Source organism: Geodermatophilus sp. SYSU D00691, from assembly GCF_054050275.1.
Window position 1 is genome coordinate 31,830 of the sequence record NZ_JBJGYZ010000019.1, and the last position, 16,811, is coordinate 48,640.

Sequence of the window (16,811 nt, forward strand, 5' to 3'; positions counted from 1 at the left end):
CGGGTGGTCAGGCCGACGAGGCGGCGGCCACCTCGCCGGACACGCGCCGGCCGGACTCGGCCGAGAACACGTGCAGCTCCTCCGGGTGGATCGCGATGTGGACGGTCTCGCCCTTCATGGGCGGGGTCTTGGCGGGCACGCGGATGGTGAGCAGCTTGTCGCCGCCGCCCTCGCCCTGGCCGGCGTGCAGCGTGCCGTAGGCGTAGGCGTCGGAGCCGAGCTCCTCGACCACGACCACCTCGAACGGGAAGCCCTCCCCGGCGCCGACCAGGTGCACCGCCTCCGGCCGGAAGCCGACGGTCGCCGTCTGGGCGCTCTCGCCGGACAGCGCGCCGAGGACCTCGCGCTGCAGCGGCAGCACGCGGTCGCCGATCACCGCGCCGTCCTGGCGCAGCGGGAGGTCCACGATGTTCATCGCCGGCGAGCCGATGAACCCGGCCACGAACACGTTGTCCGGCCGGTCGTAGAGCTCGCGCGGGGTGCCGACCTGCTGCAGGTAGCCGTCCTTGAGCACGCACACCCGGTCGCCCATCGTCATGGCCTCGACCTGGTCGTGGGTGACGTAGACGGTGGTGACGCCGAGCCGGCGCTGCAGCGCGGCGATCTGGGTGCGGGTCTGCACCCGCAGCTTGGCGTCGAGGTTGGACAGCGGCTCGTCCATCAGGAACGCCTGCGGGTGCCGCACGATCGCCCGGCCCATCGCCACGCGCTGGCGCTGACCACCGGAGAGCGCCTTGGGCTTGCGGTCGAGGTAGGGCTCGAGGTCGAGGATCTTCGCCGCGTCCTCGACGCGGGAGCGGATCTCCTCCTTCTTCATCCCGGCGATCTTGAGCGCGAAGCCCATGTTGTCGGCGACGGTCATGTGCGGGTAGAGCGCGTAGTTCTGGAACACCATCGCGATGTCGCGCTCCTTGGGCGGCAGGTGCGTGACGTCCTTGTCGCCGATCCGGATCGACCCCTCGCTCACCGCCTCCAGGCCGGCCAGCGCGCGCAGGGAGGTCGACTTGCCGCAGCCCGACGGGCCGACCAGGACGAGGAACTCGCCGTCGGCGATGTCGAGGTTGAGCGCGTTGACCGACGGCCGCTCCGCGCCGGGGTACTGGATGGTCGTGTGGTCGTACGTGATGGCGGCCATGCCGTGCGTCCTCTCCGCTCTGCCGTGCACCGGGCGGGCGGACCGCCGGCCGGGCGGTCGCGCTGGTCCCCTGTGCGTTCACCGGAACCTTGGCATGCGCCTGTGGGCCACGCCACATGAGGTCGCCCAACTGATCACGACCGTTACCTGCCGGTGATCTCCCTCACCGCGTCTCCCCCGTCCCGGTGGCTCCGGTAGCGGGCCACGAGGTCCTCCGCGGCCGCGAACGGGTCGACCTCCGGGCTCAGGAGACCCCCGGCCCGCAGGTCGAGCAGCTCTCCGGCCACCCGGCCGAGCGCCACCTCCAGGTCGTGCTCGCGCTGGCCCCGGGAGAGCCGCTCGTGCACCTCCGCGGTCTCCGCGTCGACCAGGTGCAGGACGGCGCTCCCCGCCTCGCGGCGCACCAGGGTGTTCGACAGCGAGCAATCACCCCAGAGGACGCCCGCCCGGTGCAGGACCACCAGCAGCCGGGCGAGGGCGGCGAGGAGCTCCCCCGCCTCCGCCGCGGTCGCCGGTGCCGCGAGCACGGCGCGGAGGGACGACGAGCCGTCGAGGAACCGGGTGAGCAGGACGGCGTCGAGGTCGCCCGGCCGGTCGGCGACGACCCCGAGCCCCTCGACCGCGGGCAGACCCCGGTCGCCGATCTGCGCCAGCAGCCGCAGCTCGCGCCGGGCGACGCGCTCCGGGATCTCCTTGAGCGCGACGACGCCGTCCCCACCGGCCGCGAAGCGCACCACGTGGCGGGACAGCCCGACCCCGGGGACCGGGACGAGCCGGTCCGCCGGCCACCGTTCCAGCGGGAGGTGCCACGGCAGCTCCCCGAGGCCCGCGACGCCCACGCCGGCTCAGGAGGTCTCGAGCCAGGCCGCGGTGTCGGCGGGGAGGCGGTCCCCGACCGGCGCGCTCGACACCAGGACGCGCGCCCCGGGCTCGAGCGGGACGGCCGGTCCGGAGAAGTTCACGACGCAGCGGAACGACGGGCCCCGCGCGAAGGCCAGCACGCCGTCCCCGTGCTCGAGCCAGCGCAGGTCCGGGCCGTCCGGGGTCAGGTGACGGCGGCGGGCGGCCAGCGCCGCGCGGTAGAGGTTCAGCGTGGACGCGGGGTCGGCCCGCTGGGCGGAGACGGTGAGGTCCGCCCAGGTGGGCGGTTGCGGCAGCCAGGGCTCGACGCCGTCCGCGCTGAACCCGAACGGCGGGGTGTCGCCTTCCCACGGCAGCGGCACCCGGCAGCCGTCGCGCCCGCGCACCGTGCGACCCGAGCGCTCCCAGGTGGGGTCCTGCAGGGCCTCCACCGGCAGGTCCTCCACCTCGGGCAGGCCCAGCTCCTCCCCCTGGTAGAGGTAGGCGGTCCCGGGCAGCGCGAGGACGAGCAGGGCCGCTGCCCGCGCGCGGCGCAGCCTCAGCGCGAGGTCGGACGCCGCAGTGCCCGCGTCGAACCCCATCACGCCCGCCCCGGTCGCCGTCCGGCCGAAGCGGGTGACGTGCCGGGTCTCGTCGTGGCTGGACAGCACCCACGTGGCCGGCGCGCCCACCGCGCTCAGGGCGGCCAGGCTGTCGTCGACGACCCGTCGCAGGGCCGCCGGCTCCCACGGGCACCGGAGGAAGTCGAAGTTGAACGCCGTGTGCAGCTCGCCCGGGCGGAGGTAGCGGGCGAGCCGCTCGGGCCCGTTGACCACGGCCTCGGCGACGAAGACCCGGTCGCCGGCGTACCCGTCGCCGATCCGGCGCCACCGCCGGAAGATCTCGTGCACCGCGTCGACGTCCCAGTGGGGGTTGCCGACCCACGCGGCGGACTCGAACAGCGCGTCCGGGGCGTGCCCCGCGTCGGGCAGCCCGGCCACCTTCGCCAGGGCCGGCGCCGCGTCGACCCGGATGCCGTCCGCCCCCCGGTCCAGCCAGAACCGCAGGACGTCGTCGAACTCCTCCCGGACGGCCTCGTCGTCCCAGTTCAGGTCGGGCTGCTCGGGGGCGAACGTGTGCAGGTACCACTGGCCGGGACCGCCGTCGGGCTCGGCCACCCGGGTCCAGGCCGGCCCGCCGAACGCGCTGATCCAGTCGTTCGGTGGCTCCGCTCCCCCGGCCCGGCCGTCGCGGAAGACGTAGCGCTCGCGCTCGGGCGCCCCCGGTCCGCCGGCGAGCGCGGCGGCGAACCACGGGTGCTCCTGCGAGGTGTGGTTGGCCACCAGGTCGACCACCACGCGCAGCCCGAGCCGGTGGGCCTCGTCGAGGAGCCGGTCGGCGTCGTCGAGCGTGCCGAACGCGGGGTCGATGTCGCGGTGGTCGCGGACGTCGTACCCGCCGTCGGCCATGGGCGAGGGGTACCAGGGCGTGATCCACAGGGCGTCGACGCCCAGGTCCACGAGGTGGGGCAGGCGGGCGCGCAGCCCGCCGAGGTCACCGATGCCGTCGCCGTCGGAGTCGGCGAAGCTGCGCAGGTACACCTCGTAGACGACGGCGGACCACCACCACGGGCGGCCCGGGCGCGGCGGCACGCTCAGGCGGCGCCCACGCTGCTCCGCCCCGCCTCGGCCCGGGCCTCCTCCACCTCCTCGACCCGGTCCTGCGCCGCCAGCCGGGTCAGCTCGGCGCCGGCCTCCGCGTCCCGGGTGAGGTTGTCGCCCGTCTGCGGGTCGAACACGTGCACCTTGCGGGTGTCCAGCCAGAACTCCGCCTCCCGGCCGGTCCGGATGCGGCTGGTGGAGTCGATGGACACGATGGCCTGGGTGCGCAGCTCCTCCGAGTCGAGCTCGCGGGAGAGCTCCCGCAGCTGCCGCTCCACCGCCTCGGGCGCCTCGTACGGGATGTAGGCGTACTGCGAGTCGCCCAGCCACTCGGTCACGTCCACCCGGGCGCGGAAGACCGAGCCGTAGGGGCGCTTGGCGTCGTCGACCAGCGAGGCGTCCTCGAAGTACTCCGGCCTGATCCCGACCAGCAGCAGGTCACGGCCCGTGACGGCGGCGGCGCGCTTCTCGTCGAGCTGGATGGCGCCGAACGGCGTCTGCAGCCGGTCGCCCTCGAGCGTCGCCGGCAGGAAGTTCATCGGCGGGGACCCGATGAAGCCGGCCACGAAGAGGTTGACCGGCTGCTCGTAGAGCTCGCGGGGCGAGGCCACCTGCTGGATCCGGCCCTTGCGGAGGACGCAGACCCGGTCCCCCAGGGTCATCGCCTCGGTCTGGTCGTGCGTCACGTAGACGGTGGTGATGCCCAGGCGGCGCTGCAGCCGGGAGATCTCGGTGCGCATCTGCCCGCGCAGCTTGGCGTCGAGGTTGGACAGCGGCTCGTCGAACAGGAACGCCTCGGCGTGCCGGACGATCGCCCGCCCCATCGCCACCCGCTGGCGCTGGCCGCCGGAGAGGTTCGCCGGCTTGCGCTCGAGGTGCTCGTGCAGCTCCAGCACGTCGGCGGCCTCGGTGACCCGCCGGCGGACCTCGTCCTCGGGCGTCTTCGACAGCCGCAGCGGGAAGGCGATGTTCTCGAACACGCTCAGGTGCGGGTAGAGGGCGTAGTTCTGGAAGACCATCGACAGATTCCGCTCGCGCGGTGCCTTCTCGTTCACCCGCGTCCCGCCGATGATCATGTCCCCGCTGGTGATGTCCTCCAGGCCGACGATCATCCGGAGCAGCGTCGACTTCCCACAGCCGGACGGGCCGACCAGGATCATGAACTCGCCGTCGGCCACGTCCAGGGTGACGTCGTTGACCGCCGGGAAGCCGTCGCCGTACTGCTTGACGATGTTGCGCATCTCGATGGAAGCCATGGGGTCGTCCCTCGCAAGGAGTCGATGGGGAGGAGCGGTCCGGCGGGGGTCAGCCCTTGACCGCGCCGTTGGTGAGCCCGGCGACGATGCGCCGCTGGAAGAGCAGGACGAGGACGACGACGGGGATCGTCACGACGACCGCGGCCGCCGCGATCGGCCCGTTCGGGCTGACGAACTGAGAGGCGCCGGAGAAGAGCCCCAGCGCAGCGGGGACGGGCCGGGCCTGGCTGGTCGACGTCAGCGAGATGCCGTACGCGAAGTCGTTCCAGGCGATGAAGAAGGCGATGATCGCCGTGGTGAACACACCCGGTGCCGCGAGCGGGACGATCACCTTGCGGAAGGCCTGCCAGGTGGTCGCACCGTCGACCTGGGCCGCCTGCTCCATCTCCCAGGGGATCTCCCGGAAGAACGCCGACATGGTCCAGATGGAGATCGGGAGGGTCAGCGACAGGTACGGGATGATCAGCCCGAGCCAGGTGTCGTAGAGCCCGATCTGCCGCCAGAGGTTGAACAGCGGCGTGACGATCGAGATCACCGGGAAGATCGCCACGCCCAGCGCCGCGGACAGGATGAGCCGTTTGCCGGGGAAGTCCAGCCGGGCGATGGCGTAGGCGGCGAACATCGACAGGATGCAGGAGATGAACGTCGCGATGAGGCAGATGCCGAACGAGTTGCGCAGCGCCGGCAGGAAGAGGTTGCTCGCCGACCCGGTCAGGATGACCGCGTAGTTCTCCCATGACGGGCTGCTGGGCAGGAACTGGCCGTTGGCGATGTCCGCCGGCGGCTTGAACGACAGCGAGATGATCCAAGCGATCGGGAACAGGCAGTAGAGCAGGATCACCACCCCGGCGATCCACCACCAGGTCTTCTCCCGCGTGGACATCAGCGTTCCCCCCTCGCCTGGGCCAGGTCGATCTTGAACCCCTTGATGAAGCCGAAGGCGATGAGGACCACGGCGAGGAAGAGGAGCACCGAGACGGCCGACCCGAGGCCGATCTCGACGCGCGAGATGGTCTGCCGGTAGGCCAGGAACGACACCGATTCTGTGCCGTTGGCCCCCGCGGTCATCACGAAGATGCTGTCGAAGATGCGGAACGCGTCCAGGGTCCGGAACAGCACCGCGACCATGATGGCCGCCTTCATGTTCGGGATCGTGACCCGCCGCATCCGCTGCCACCACGTGGCGCCGTCCACCTGGGCCGCCTCCTGCAGCACGTCCGGCACCTGGGCGAGGCCGGCGAGCAGCAGCAGGGAGATGAACGGCGTCGTCTTCCAGATCTCGGCGAGGCAGATCACCAGCAGCGAGGTCCACTTCTCGCCGAACCAGTCGGTGTCCGCGCTGATGCCGGGCAGCCAGGCGAACCAGCTGTTCACGAAGCCGGTCGTGATGTTGAAGGCGAACTGCCACGAGAACGCCGACACGACCGTGATCACGGCGTAGGGGATGAGGATCGCGGCCCGGAGGACGGGGCGGAGCGACTTCAGGGCCTTGGACATCACCAGCGCCAGGGCGAAACCCAGGACGAGCTCCACCACGACGGTGACGACGGTGATGAACACGGTCACCGCGACCGCTTGCCACCACAGCGGGTCGGTCAGGATGACGCCGTAGTTGCCCAAGCCGACGAACGACCGGTTCTCCGGGTCGGTGAGCCGGTACTGGAACAGCGAGTAGTACACCGCCTGCACGATCGGGTAGGCGGTGACCAGGAGCATCACCGCGAAGGCCGGTCCGGCCAGCATCCAGCCCAGCCGGCGCTCGGCCCGCGAGCGGTCGGTGATGCCGCCGGGCGGCGCCGAGACGGGTTCGGTCTTGCCGCCGGGCGGGAGCGTCGTGGTGGTCACAGCAGCTCATCCCCTCGGAGTACGGCGGTGATCAAGTCGGTCGCCTGCCTGCCGGTGTCGGCGTCGACGCTCGCCGGCGGGTGGTACTCGCGCTGGAGGCCCCCGGTCACCTCGCTGTAGTACGCGGTCAGTGGACGGGGTGCCGCCAGTGCCAGGGACTCCCGGATGGTGTCGGCCATCGGGTAGACCTCCTGCACCTCCGGGTCGTCGTAGACGGCGACGGACGACGCGGGGTTGCCGTTGGTGTTCATGTAGTACGCCTGGTTCTCGTCACTGGTGATGCACTCGGTGGCCTCGTAGGCGAAATCCGCGTAGCGGCTGAACGCCGAGACGCCGAGGTTGATCCCACCCAGTGGCGGTGCGGACGGCGTGTCCTCGTCCACCCGCGGGTAGAGCGTCCAGCCGTAGTCGTCGGGCACGGACTGGTCGAGGGTCCCCGCCTCGACCTTCGTCTGCGCCTGGGCCCAGACGAAGGGCCAGTTGACCATGAACCCGGCGTCCTCGCCCTCGAAGTCCACGGAGTTCTCGGCCTCGCCCGCCGTGGAGAAGGCAGGCCCGACGACGCCGGAGACGGCCACGTCGTGCATGACCTCGGCGGCCCGCTCCCCAGCGGCGGAGTCGAGCCCCAGCTGGATCTCGTCCGGGTCGGTGGAGTTCTCCGCGATGATGTGCCCGCCGGCCGATTCGATGAGCGCGTTCACCCACACCGTCAACGACTCCGAGCGCCGGCCCTGCGCGTTGAGGAGCTTCTCCTGGTCCTGCGCCGCCGTGATCAGCTGCTCCCAGGTGACCGGCTGGGTCATGTCCAGGCCCGCGGCCTCGGCGACCGACTTCCGGTACCAGAGCAGCTGCGTGTTCGCCCAGAAGGGGATGACGACCAGTTCGTCGTCCCACGTCGCCGACTCGATGGAGCCCGCGACGACGCCTTCGCTGACCCGCTCCGCCACGTCCGGGGGAACCGGGGCGAGGAAGCCGGCCTGGGCGAGCTCGGGAGCGAACACGACGTCGAGGCTCATGAGGTCGATCGACTCGTCCTCGGCCGCGAGTCGGCGCACCAGTTGTTCCCGCTGCCCCTCGGAGTTGAGGGGCAGCTGGGAGACCTCGATGTTGTAGCGCCCGTCGCTGGCCTCGCTGCACCGCGAGGCGATCTCCGCCTGGCCTCCGGAGTCGGGGTTGATGTACCAGGTGAGCGTCGGCGCCCCCGAGTCGTCCCCTCCACCGCACGCGGCCAGCCCCGACGCCAGGACCACGGCGACCGCGGTGCCGGCCAGGCCACGGCGGCCGGGGGCACGGGCTGCGGTGGATCGAGGGGCGTGCGGCACGGTCATCGCCTCCGCTTGGCGTCGCTCAGCCTGGCCCCCGCGCCGAATCGAGGGTGATGCAGATCACAAAGGGTGTCAAACCCCTCGTGCGACCGGGCGTGTCAGTCGGCCCCGCCGGGGGCGCCGTGCTCCCCCCGCCAGCTGGCCAGCCGGCCGGCCCGGCTGACCGCGCGCAGCCGCCGCTCCGCCTCGGCCCGCGACCGGCGGGCCGCGACGAGCAGGGCCTGGTCGCCGCGCCGGAGCCGGGTGGTGTGGTCCGGCACGAACGATCGGCCGTCGCGGACGATGAGCACGACGGCGGCGTCCTCGGGCAGCCGCAGCTCCGGCAGGTACACCCCGTGCAGTCGGGAGCCCGCCGGGATCGTCATCTGCATGAGGTCGGCGTCAAGCTCCTCGAGGGGGGCCGACTCGACCTGCACCTCGCGCGGCGCCACCGGCCCGGTGATGCGCAGCCGCCGGGCCACCCACGGCAGGGACCGGCCCTGCAGCACGGTGAAGACCACGACGAGGACGAAGACGGTGTCGAAGATGCCGGTCGCACCGGGCACCTCGGCGGTCAGCGGGATGGTCGCCACGACGATGGGGACGGCGCCGCGCAGCCCGGCCCAGGAGATGAAGGCCTGCTGCGCCCACGGCATGCGGAACCAGACCAGGCTGGCCGCCACCGACAGCGGCCGGGCGACGAGCAGCAGCGCGAGCCCGACCACCAGCGCCGGTCCCACTGCGCCGTCCAGCCGGTCCGGCGACACGAGCAGGCCGAGCAGGACGAACAGGCCGATCTGCGCCAGCGAGGCCATGCCCTCGGCGAAGCCGATCGTCGCGGCGCGGTGCGGGAGCGTCACGTTGCCCAGCACCAGGCCGCACAGGTAGACGGCCACGAACCCGGACGTGTGCAGCAGCACGGCCGACGAGTACGCCAGGACGCACAGCGCGAGGGTCGCGAGCGGGTAGAAGCCCGACAGCGGCAGCGCCGAGCGGCGCAGCAGCTCGGCGCCGGCGAACCCGATGAGCAGGCCGACCGCCGCGCCGCCGAGGAGCTCGCCGACGATGAGCAGCCCGGTGAGCCACCACGGCTCGTCGGAACCGCCGGTCAGCCGCTCGGCCAGGACGGCGACCAGCAGGATCACCGGCGCGTCGTTGAGCCCGCTCTCGACCTCCAGGGCGGCGACCATGCGCCGCGGCAGCGGCAGCCGGCGGAGGGTCGCGAAGACGGCGGCGGCGTCGGTGGAGCTCACGACGGCGGCCAGGAGCAGCGCGAACGCCCATGGCAGGTCCAGCAGCCAGACCGCGATCGCGGCCGTGACGACGACGCTCACCGCCACGCCCACGGTGGACAGCGCCAGCCCCGGCCCGATGCTGCGCCGGACGTCGGGCCACCGGGTGGTCAGGCCGCCCTCCGCCAGGATGACGACGAGGGCGGCGTACCCCAGGGTCAGGGTCAGCGAGAAGTCCTCGAACTGGACCCCGGCACCGGCCTCGCCCAGGGCGATCCCGAGCAGGAGGTACAGGAGCAGGCTGGGCAGGCCGAGCCGGTCGGCCAGGCGCAGGGCGACGGCCGCGGTCAGCACGACGAGGGCGCCGACGGCCAGCGCCACGGTGACCGTCGTGTTCACCGCGCCGCCCCGTCCACGCGCGCAGTCTCCCGTACGGATGTTTCGGGGCCGGGACGCTCAGCCGCGCAGCGCGCCCGCCCAGCGCCAGTCCCCCTCGGCGCCGAGGTACTCGACGCGCTGGACCTCGGCGTCCTCGTCGTCCCACTCGCCGGCGGCGACCCAGGCCAGCGCCTCCTCGTGGCTGCCGAACTCGCCCTCGGCGACGACGTCGCCCATGCCGTCCAGGAAGCGGTAGCGGGTCATGCCGGCAGGCTAGGGCGCCCGGCACCCGGCCTGCGCGGACCCGGTTGTCGGCTCGGGGACAATGGGCGGCGTGAGCGATCCACGCACGACCGGCCCCTTCGCGGCCCTGCCCCCGCAGGTCGACCTGCCCGCCCTCGAGCAGGAGGTCCTGCAGCGCTGGGAGGCGGACAAGGTCTTCGCCCGCTCGCTGGAGGCCTCGGCCGGCCGGCCGCAGTGGAACTTCTACGAGGGGCCCCCGACGGCGAACGGCCGGCCGGGGACGCACCACATCGAGGCGCGCGCGTTCAAGGACATCTTCCCGCGGTTCAAGACCATGCAGGGCTGGCACGTGCCCCGCCGGGCGGGCTGGGACTGCCACGGCCTGCCGGTGGAGATCGCCGTCGAGCAGGAGCTCGGTTTCGCCGGCAAGCCGGACATCGAGCGCTACGGCATCGCCGAGTTCAACGCCCGCTGCCGGGAGTCGGTCGAGCGCCACGTCGACGCGTTCACCGAGCTGACCCGCCGCATGGGCTACTGGGTCGACCTGTCCACCGCCTACTGGACCATGGACCCGTCCTACATCGAGAGCGTCTGGTGGTCGCTCAAGCAGGTCTTCGAGAAGGGCCTGCTGGTCGAGGACCACCGGGTCGCCCCCTACTGCCCGCGGTGCGGCACCGGGCTCTCCGACCACGAGGTCGCCCAGGGCTACGAGTCGATCACCGACCCGTCGGTGTACGTGCGGCTGCCGGTCACCAGCGGCGAGTGGGCCGGCCGCGCCGACCTGCTCATCTGGACGACGACGCCGTGGACGCTGCCGTCGAACACCGCCGTCGCCGTCCACCCCGACGTCACCTACGTCGTCGCCAGGCGGGGCGAGGACACCCTGGTCGTCGCCGAGCCGCTGCTGGGTGCCGTCTTCGGCGACCTCGACGACGTCGAGGTGCTGGCGCGCACGACCGGCCGCGACTGGGAGCGGGTGCGCTACCAGCGGCCGTTCGAGCTGGTCGAGTTCCCCGAGGGGTCGGACGGCGAGGGCACGGCGCACTACGTCGTCCTGGCCGACTACGTGACCACCGAGGACGGCACCGGGCTGGTGCACCAGGCGCCGGCGTTCGGCGCCGACGACCTCGCCGTCTGCCGCGCCTACGGGATGCCGGTGGTCAACCCGATCGACCCGTCCGGGCACTTCCTGCCCGAGGTCGGCCTGGTCGGCGGCCACTTCTTCAAGGCGGCCGACCCCGCGCTGGTCGAGGACCTGAAGACGCGCGGCCTGCTGTGGCGGGAGCACCGCTACGAGCATAGCTACCCGCACTGCTGGCGGTGCCACACGCCGCTGATGTACTACGCGCAGCCGTCCTGGTACATCCGGACCAGCGCGGTCAAGGACGCGCTGCTCGCCGAGAACGAGCGGACGAACTGGTACCCCGAGACGATCAAGTGGGGCCGGTACGGCGACTGGCTGCGCAACAACGTCGACTGGGCGCTCTCCCGCGACCGCTACTGGGGCACGCCCCTGCCGATCTGGCGCAACGACGAGGATCCCTCCCGGATGCGCGCCGTCGGCTCGCTGGCCGAGCTGTCGGAGCTGACCGGCCGGGACCTGGCCGGCCTCGACCCGCACCGGCCGTTCATCGACGACGTCACCTTCACGGTGCCGGGCGAGCCGGGCACCTACCGGCGCGTGCCGCAGGTCATCGACGCCTGGTACGACTCCGGCTCGATGCCCTTCGCGCAGTGGGGCGCGCCGTACCGCAACGCCGAGGAGTTCGACCAGGCCTACCCGGCGCAGTTCATCTGCGAGGCGATCGACCAGACGCGCGGGTGGTTCTACTCGCTGATGGCGGTGGGCACGCTCGTCTTCGGGCGGAACTCGTACGAGAACGTGCTCGTGCTCGGCCACATCCTGGCCGAGGACGGCCGGAAGATGAGCAAGCACCTCGGCAACATCCTCGAGCCGATCCCGCTCATGGACCGGCACGGCGCCGACGCCGTCCGCTGGTTCATGCTGGCCGGCGGCTCGCCGTGGGGGGCCCGCCGGGTCGGGCACGAGACGCTGTCCGAGGTGGTCCGCAAGGTGCTGCTCACCTACTGGAACACCGCCTCGTTCTTCACGCTCTACGCGGACACCAACGGCTGGGACCCGGCCTCGTCGCCGGCGCCGGCCGCGGCCGAGCGGCCGCTGCTGGACCGGTGGGCGATGGCCGAGCTGGCACGCGTCACCGCCGGGGTCACCGACGCGCTGGAGGACTTCGACACCCAGGGCGCCGGGCGGCTGATCGCGCAGTTCGTCGACGACCTGTCCAACTGGTACGTCCGGCGGTCGCGGCGGCGGTTCTGGGACGGCGACCCGGCCGCGCTGGCCACGCTGCACGAGGTGCTGCACGTCCTCACCCGGCTGATGGCGCCGTTCACGCCGTTCGTGACCGAGGAGGTGTGGCAGCGGGCCGTGGTCCCCGGCCTCGGTGACGCGGCGGACTCGGTGCACCTGTCCGCGTGGCCGGCCGTCGACGAGTCGGCCCGCGACGACGCGCTGGTCGAGCAGGTCGCGCTGGTGCGGCGGCTGGTCGAGCTGGGCCGGTCGGCCCGCACGTCGGCGAAGGTGCGCACCCGGCAGCCGCTGGCGCGGGCGCTGGTCGCCGCGCCGGGCTGGCGCGAGCTGCCCCGCGACCTGGTGGCCGAGGTGGCCGACGAGCTGAACGTCGCCGAGCTGGTGGAGCTGTCCTCGGTCGAGGGCGGGCTGGTCGACGTCACGGTGAAGGTCGACTTCCGCGCCGTCGGCCGCCGGCTGGGCGGGCAGGTGCAGGCGGTGGCCAAGGCGGTCGCCGCGGCCGACGCGGCACCGCTCGTCGCCGCCTACCGGGCCGGCACCGCGTCGGTCGAGGTGGACGGCGCGCGCGTGCCGCTCGCCGAGGGCGACCTGGTGGTGACCGAGACGCCTCGCGAGGGCTGGACGGTGGCCAGCGGCGGCGGCCTGACGGTCGCGCTGGACCTCACGCTCACCCCCGAGCTGGAGCGCGCCGGGCTGGTCCGCGAGGTGGTGCGGCTGGTCCAGGAGGCGCGCAAGTCCAGCGGCCTGGAGGTCAGCGACCGGATCGAGCTCTGGTGGACCGCCGGCACCGACCGCATGCGGACGGCGCTCGCCGAGCACGGGGCCTCCTGGACCGGTGAGGTGCTGGCGACGACCGTGCACGCCGGCGAGGAGGGCCCGGGCACGGCGGTCGAGGGCCCCGACGGCGCCCGCCTCTGGCTCGCCCGGGCCTGACCCGCGGGAGCCGGGCGCGCGTCGTCCCGGGGGGTGTGCGACGGACGTCGCGGGCGTAGCCTCTGGCCGTCTCCTCCAGGACCTGCACCGGACGGGCGGCATGGTCGGCGCTCTGCTCCACCTCGGGCTCGTCACGGCGGGCCTCGTGGCCGCGTTCGCCGTGCTCGACCTGCTGCTGCGGTGGTTCAGCGGGCAGCTGCAGATCCGGCGGTCGGCCCGCCGCCGGGACCGTCCGCCGGCCGAACCGCCCCGCCGGCCGATCGAGCTGGTCGCGGCCGACGTGCGCCGGCTCTCCCGGCAGCTCCACCGCATCCCGGCCGGTGCACCGCAGGCCCGGCGGCGCGGCCTGCAGGCCGCCTACGAGGACGTCCTCGTCGAGGCCGCGCGGCTGCTGGAGGTGCCGCACACGCTCCCCGTCCTGCCGGCGGGGCACGCCCGCGACACCGAGCGGCGCCGGCTCGAGATCGCCCTGGCCGCGGCCGGGCTGCGCACCGTCCTCTGACCTCCGCCCGAGCGCTCAGTCGCGCTCGGCGCCGCCGTAGTGGACGGCTGCCCAGCCCGGGTGGCCCACGTAGCCGGGGTCCTCGATCAGGGGCGAGTGCTGCGGGCACACGCCTTCGATCGAGTACCGGATCAGCAGGCCGTGGTCGTGCTGGGTCTCCTCGGTGGTGGGACCGCCGCTCCACTGCCCGGCGAAGGAGTCGAGGAGCTCGGCGATGGAGCGGTGCTCCAGCGACCGGCACATCCAGCGCATCTGCTCGACCGTCTGCGCGTCGGAGTACGGCCAGCCGGCGAGGGCGTGCTCCCTGATCGCGTCGACGGCGCGCGCCTCCGGCGACCGCTCGGCGCAGGCGGCCGTCACGAGCGCCCCCAGGACCACCGCGACCGACCGCCGCATCGCTCTCTCCGCACCGCCGCTGCTCCCTCGCCAACGTACCGCCCCGGCCGGTGCACGCAGGGCGCTGGAGCGGTTCAGGCCTTGCGGCGGGCCCGCTCGCGGTCGGCGGTGTGCCGGTCGGGCTCGCAGATCCCGCAGGGGGTGAAGCCGTCGGTGCGGGCCTCGTCCAGGGGCAGCGGGATGGCGGTCGCGCCGGCCAGCCGGGGGCAGTCGGCGAGGTGGTAGCGCGGGTGCTCGTCGACGACGAACACCTCGTCCTTGAGGTCGACGACCAGCAGCAGGTCGGTGACCTCGACGTCCTCGACGGGCGGCTCCCCGTCGTCGGCCGTCGGCCCGGTCGCCGCGTGGACACCGGTCGCGGCGTGGGCGCCGGTCGGCGGTCCGTCGCGGGCCGGCTCGACGGCGGGCGGCTCCGGGGCGGCCGGCTCCGCGGCGGCCTCCTCGCCGGCGGCCTCCGGCTCCCGCTCCGCCACGGTGCCGTCGTCGGACCGGGGCGTGGCCGGCTCCCGGGCGGCGGGCACCTCGCGGGCCGGCCGGTCCTCCGTGCCCGCGCGGGGCGGCGCGGCCGCTCGCGGCGTCCCGGCCGACGCCGCCGACAGCCCTCGCCGGGACAGGACGAGCAGGACGGCGGCGACGACGCAGACCGCGACCGTGGCCCAGTACAGCTCCGTGGTGCCGGTGGCCAGCCCCGCGACGAACAGCCCGAGACCGACCAGCACCAGCAGCCCCGCAGCCAAGATCACGCCCGCACCTTATCCGCGCCGCACGACGACGGCCCTGCGGACACGGGGTCCGCAGGGCCGTCGGCGGGGTCCGGCTGTCAGGCGGGGGCGTGCTGGTTCTGCCGGCTGCCCAGCGCGGGCTCGGCGGAACCGCGGCTGTCCAGGTCGCGCAGGTGCGACTCCAGGTAGGACCGCAGCCGGGTGCGGTACTCGCGCTCGAAGGTGCGCAGCTCCTCGATCTTGCGCTCGAGGCTGGTGCGCTTCTCCTCCAGCGTGCTGACCGACTCGGCGTGCCGGCGCTCGGCGTCCTGCTCGAGGGCGGCCGCCTTGGCGCGGGCCTCGCGCTCCATGGTCTCGGCGCGGGTGCGGGCGTCGCCGACCATCGAGTCGGCGCGGTGCTTGGCCTCGCTGACCATCTGCTCGCTCTTGGCGCGCGCGTCGGCCATCAGCCGCTCGCTGTTGGTCTTGGCGCTGACCAGCATCTGCTCGGCCTGGGTCTTGGCCTCGTTGACGTACCGGTCGGCGGTCTCGGTGGCGAGGGCCAGCATCCGCGAGGCGCGGGCGCTGTCGTCCTCGCGCGGGGCCTGCACCGGCGGCGGCGGGGGCGCCTGCACGACCGGGGCGGCCACCGGCTCGGGCCGCTCGGCGGGAGCACGGCCGCCGCTGGCGCGCAGCTCGTTGTTCTCCTCGATCAGGCGGGCGAGCTCGGCCTCGACGACGTCGAGGAAGGCGTCGACCTCGTCCTCGTCATAGCCCCGCTTGCCGATCGGCGGCTTCTTGAAGACGACGTTGTGCACGTCGGCAGGCGTGAGTGGCATCGCAGGTCACCTCGGGTCGGACGGCGGGAACAGGATCGTTCTCGGACGGTCGGCGGCGGCCCGCGCCCGTCCGGAGACCCCGACCCCGGGGGGATCAACGGTCACGCCGTGATGGCGAGTCGGGTCGTGATGCCACGCAGGATGAACACGGCCAGCAACAGCACCATAAACCCGAGGTCCAACCGGATGGACCCCAGGTTCAGCGGCGGGATGACCTTGCGGATGGCCTTCAGCGGGGGGTCCGTGGTCGAGTACACGACCTCGAGACCCGCCGCGACCAGGCCCTGCGGGCGCCAGCTCCGGGCGAGCACCATCACCCAGTCGACCACGAACCGGGCGAAGAGCAGCACGAGGAAGACGAGCAGCACCGAGGAGACGATCTGCCAGAAGAGAGCCACGGTCCTCGCTCGTTCGGGGCACCTCGCGTGCCGTTTGCACCGGTCCTGCTACGCCGTCAGGACTGGTCGAAGAACCCGCCGTCGCGGATCCGCGCCTTGTCCTCGGCGGTCACGTCGACGTCCCTGGGGCTGAGCAGGAACACCTTGGCCGTGACGCGCTCGATACTACCGCGCAGACCGAAGATGAGTCCCGCGGCGAAGTCGACCAGTCGCTTGGCGTCGGCGTCGTCCAGCTCGGTGAGGTTCATGATGACCGCACCGCCCTCGCGGAAGCGCTCGCCGATCTGGCGGGCGTCGTTGTAGGTGCGCGGGTGCACGGTGGTGATCCGGTACGGCTCCTTGACGGCCGGCGCCGGCTCCGGGGCGGCCACCGGCTCACGCACCGCGAGGCCCGCGGCCCCCGCGGTGGCGGTCGGGCCGCTGGACATGGCGCTCACGCGGGTGGCGCCCGACGCCGGCGCGGCCGGGGTCGCGGGGGCCAGGCCGAGCGGCCGCGCGCCGACCGGGCGGCGGGAGCTCACCGGCTCCGGCTCGCGGGCCGCGGGCAGCTCCTCGGCCTCGAGCTCGTCGTCGGCGTAGCCCGCCGCGCGGTACCGGTCGTCGGCGTAGCCGCGCTCGGCGTAGTCGTCGGCGTAGTCCGCGCCCCGGTAACGGGAGTCCTCGTAGCGGGAGTCCTCGTAACGGGCGTAGCGACGGTCGTGGTCCGGGTGGTCGGACTGGCGGGCGTCGTACCGGCCGTACGCCCGGGCGTCGTCGTCCTCGACGAGCCCGAGATAGATCCCCATCCTCCGCATGGCTCCGGCCATCGGACCTCCCCCT

Annotated in this window: 16 protein-coding genes; 2 read left to right on the forward strand and 14 right to left on the reverse strand. The window is 73.3% G+C overall.

Annotation, left to right across the window (positions count from 1 at the left end; genetic code table 11):
* Positions 1–7: 7 nt before the first annotated feature.
* The 9 genes from ACI797_RS15015 to ACI797_RS15055 all read right to left on the reverse strand — a co-directional run bounded on the left by ACI797_RS15015 (position 8) and on the right by ACI797_RS15055 (position 9,915).
* Positions 8–1,135: an ABC transporter ATP-binding protein gene (locus ACI797_RS15015; protein WP_456859497.1), complete on the reverse strand. Its 1,128-nt coding sequence runs from the start codon at positions 1,133–1,135 to the stop codon at positions 8–10.
* Between the two features lie 143 nt (positions 1,136–1,278).
* A complete protein-coding gene (locus ACI797_RS15020; protein ID WP_456859498.1) occupies positions 1,279–1,974 on the reverse strand; it encodes a lipopolysaccharide kinase InaA family protein in 696 nt (231 codons plus the stop codon).
* Positions 1,975–1,980: 6 nt separating this feature from the next.
* The gene (locus tag ACI797_RS15025) at positions 1,981–3,627 is read right to left on the reverse strand and encodes a glycoside hydrolase family 13 protein (RefSeq protein WP_456859499.1); all 1,647 of its coding nucleotides are present in this window, start codon (positions 3,625–3,627) and stop codon (positions 1,981–1,983) included.
* 2 nt (positions 3,628–3,629) lie between these two features.
* The gene (locus ACI797_RS15030) at positions 3,630–4,892 is read right to left on the reverse strand and encodes an ABC transporter ATP-binding protein (protein ID WP_456859500.1); all 1,263 of its coding nucleotides are present in this window, start codon (positions 4,890–4,892) and stop codon (positions 3,630–3,632) included.
* A gap of 49 nt (positions 4,893–4,941) precedes the next feature.
* Positions 4,942–5,775, reverse strand: coding sequence for a carbohydrate ABC transporter permease (locus tag ACI797_RS15035; protein ID WP_456859501.1), 834 nt, complete (start codon positions 5,773–5,775; stop codon positions 4,942–4,944).
* Positions 5,775–6,737, reverse strand: coding sequence for a carbohydrate ABC transporter permease (locus ACI797_RS15040; RefSeq protein ID WP_456859502.1), 963 nt, complete (start codon positions 6,735–6,737; stop codon positions 5,775–5,777). The genes ACI797_RS15035 and ACI797_RS15040 overlap by 1 nt, the downstream gene beginning before the upstream one ends.
* Positions 6,734–8,065 carry an extracellular solute-binding protein gene (locus ACI797_RS15045; protein ID WP_456859503.1) on the reverse strand — a complete coding sequence of 444 codons (1,332 nt, stop codon included), beginning with the start codon at positions 8,063–8,065 and terminating at the stop codon, positions 6,734–6,736. The genes ACI797_RS15040 and ACI797_RS15045 overlap by 4 nt, the downstream gene beginning before the upstream one ends.
* 95 nt (positions 8,066–8,160) lie before the next feature.
* Complete coding sequence (locus ACI797_RS15050) at positions 8,161–9,672, reverse strand: potassium/proton antiporter (protein WP_456859504.1); 1,512 nt, start codon at positions 9,670–9,672, stop codon at positions 8,161–8,163.
* A 57-nt stretch (positions 9,673–9,729) separates the two neighbouring features.
* Complete coding sequence (locus ACI797_RS15055; protein ID WP_456859505.1) at positions 9,730–9,915, reverse strand: hypothetical protein; 186 nt, start codon at positions 9,913–9,915, stop codon at positions 9,730–9,732.
* Positions 9,916–9,985: 70 nt separating this feature from the next.
* Between ACI797_RS15055 and ileS the strand changes: the two genes are divergently transcribed.
* Positions 9,986–13,156, forward strand: a complete 3,171-nt coding sequence (gene ileS, locus ACI797_RS15060; protein WP_456859506.1) for an isoleucine--tRNA ligase — start codon at positions 9,986–9,988, stop codon at positions 13,154–13,156.
* A gap of 100 nt (positions 13,157–13,256) precedes the next feature.
* Positions 13,257–13,658 (forward strand): hypothetical protein, encoded by a 402-nt coding sequence (locus ACI797_RS15065; RefSeq protein ID WP_456859508.1) that lies wholly within the window; start codon positions 13,257–13,259, stop codon positions 13,656–13,658.
* A gap of 15 nt (positions 13,659–13,673) precedes the next feature.
* On the opposite strand, the gene ACI797_RS15070 is transcribed toward ACI797_RS15065, so the two are convergent.
* The 5 genes from ACI797_RS15070 to ACI797_RS15090 form a co-directional block, all read right to left on the reverse strand.
* Entirely contained in the window at positions 13,674–14,054 is a 381-nt protein-coding gene (locus tag ACI797_RS15070; RefSeq protein WP_456859509.1) for a hypothetical protein, read from the reverse strand.
* A 74-nt stretch (positions 14,055–14,128) separates the two neighbouring features.
* Complete coding sequence (locus ACI797_RS15075; RefSeq protein WP_456859510.1) at positions 14,129–14,797, reverse strand: hypothetical protein; 669 nt, start codon at positions 14,795–14,797, stop codon at positions 14,129–14,131.
* Between the two features lie 77 nt (positions 14,798–14,874).
* Entirely contained in the window at positions 14,875–15,594 is a 720-nt protein-coding gene (wag31, locus tag ACI797_RS15080) for a DivIVA-like cell division protein Wag31 (protein ID WP_456539263.1), read from the reverse strand.
* Between the two features lie 101 nt (positions 15,595–15,695).
* On the reverse strand, positions 15,696–15,992 hold the full coding sequence (locus ACI797_RS15085) for a YggT family protein (RefSeq protein ID WP_456539264.1): 297 nt from the start codon (positions 15,990–15,992) through the stop codon (positions 15,696–15,698).
* A 56-nt stretch (positions 15,993–16,048) separates the two neighbouring features.
* A complete protein-coding gene (locus tag ACI797_RS15090; protein ID WP_456859511.1) occupies positions 16,049–16,798 on the reverse strand; it encodes a cell division protein SepF in 750 nt (249 codons plus the stop codon).
* Between the last annotated feature and the right edge of the window lie 13 nt (positions 16,799–16,811).

Excerpts from the sequence above, each read along its gene's own strand:
- ACI797_RS15055 (WP_456859505.1), bottom strand. The coding sequence starts at position 9,915 with ATGACCCGCTACCGCTTCCTGGACGGCATGGGCGACGTCGTCGCCGAG.
- ACI797_RS15065 (WP_456859508.1), top strand. The coding sequence starts at position 13,257 with ATGGTCGGCGCTCTGCTCCACCTCGGGCTCGTCACGGCGGGCCTCGTG.
- ACI797_RS15035 (WP_456859501.1), bottom strand. The coding sequence starts at position 5,775 with ATGTCCACGCGGGAGAAGACCTGGTGGTGGATCGCCGGGGTGGTGATC.
- ACI797_RS15090 (WP_456859511.1), bottom strand. The coding sequence starts at position 16,798 with ATGGCCGGAGCCATGCGGAGGATGGGGATCTATCTCGGGCTCGTCGAG.
- ACI797_RS15030 (WP_456859500.1), bottom strand. The coding sequence starts at position 4,892 with ATGGCTTCCATCGAGATGCGCAACATCGTCAAGCAGTACGGCGACGGC.
- ACI797_RS15015 (WP_456859497.1), bottom strand. The coding sequence starts at position 1,135 with ATGGCCGCCATCACGTACGACCACACGACCATCCAGTACCCCGGCGCG.
- wag31 (WP_456539263.1), bottom strand. The coding sequence starts at position 15,594 with ATGCCACTCACGCCTGCCGACGTGCACAACGTCGTCTTCAAGAAGCCG.
- ACI797_RS15070 (WP_456859509.1), bottom strand. The coding sequence starts at position 14,054 with ATGCGGCGGTCGGTCGCGGTGGTCCTGGGGGCGCTCGTGACGGCCGCC.
- ACI797_RS15045 (WP_456859503.1), bottom strand. The coding sequence starts at position 8,065 with ATGACCGTGCCGCACGCCCCTCGATCCACCGCAGCCCGTGCCCCCGGC.